The following is a 1,097-nucleotide window of genomic DNA, read 5'->3' as shown; positions in this document are numbered from 1 at the left end:
CGCTCTTTCAACTCCTTCGGACTTCGATGAACTGAAGCGTAACCGCTGCCGAAAACTGCGTAACTCTTTGTTTACCAAGGAGTTTTCCGTTTCGACTGCGCCGGAAGTGGGGCGAATTATAGACGTCCAGAATCTGCCGTCAACACCTAATTTGGTTTTTCTATCAGAAATCAAAAAACGGCACTCGTTACAGCTTATATATAGAAACGCCAACAAAGAGTGCGCAGTATATTGCTCAACACCTGGTAGCTAAGCATGATATGCCAGCCGTACACTCTCTCGCCTCTCACTTCGGACGACGACACGTAATGAATGACCAGCCCCGCAGCCTTGCATCGACTCTGTTCCCGGTTGGCCTGCTATTGGTAGCCATGGCGTCGATCCAGTCTGGAGCCTCCCTGGCAAAAAGCATGTTCCCTATAATCGGGGCGCAAGGCACGACCACCCTGCGACTGATTTTCGCCAGCGTGATCATGTTGCTGTTACTGCGCCCCTGGAAGGCCAGGCTCACTGCCAAGTCCTTACGCACCGTCATCGTCTACGGCATGGCGCTGGGCGGCATGAACTTCCTCTTCTATATGTCGCTCAGGACTGTCCCACTCGGAATTGCCGTTGCTCTGGAGTTCACGGGCCCGCTAGCAGTGGCAATTTATGCCTCACGCAAGGCAATCGACTTTCTGTGGATCGGTCTGGCCATCATCGGTTTGTTGCTGCTTATACCGACGGACGCAACAAACACGAGCATCGACCTGATAGGTGCCGGTTATGCTCTCGGCGCCGGGGCATGTTGGGCGCTGTACATTCTATTCGGCCAGAAAGCCGGGGCAGATAACGGCGTCCAGACCGCTGCGCTGGGTGTCATGATTGCCGCACTCTTCGTTGCGCCTATAGGCATCGTCCATGCCGGAGCCGCATTGCTTACACCGTCGCTGATCCCCATCGCTATTGGCGTAGCCGTTCTGTCCACTGCCCTTCCGTATACCCTTGAGATGATCGCCCTCACCCGAATGCCGGCGCGAACCTTCGGCACACTGATGAGTATCGAGCCCGCATTCGGCGCATTGTCCGGGCTGCTGTTTCTGCACGAATACTTGTCC

General features: G+C 55.1%; 2 protein-coding genes. Both read left to right on the top strand.

The window, feature by feature from the left end; all coding sequences use genetic code 11:
- A partial coding sequence (locus AC1DH9_RS29650; RefSeq protein ID WP_477749200.1) for a hypothetical protein occupies positions 1-253 on the top strand: 253 nt, incomplete at its 5' end.
- Positions 254-308: 55 nt separating this feature from the next.
- A partial coding sequence (rhtA, locus tag AC1DH9_RS29645) for a threonine/homoserine exporter RhtA (RefSeq protein WP_477809394.1) occupies positions 309-1,097 on the top strand: 789 nt, incomplete at its 3' end.

The sequence above is a fragment of the Pseudomonas sp. 05T35 genome, from assembly GCF_056396605.1.
Note: the sequence above shows the minus strand (reverse complement) of the source record. Positions and strands in the feature narration are given on the sequence as shown.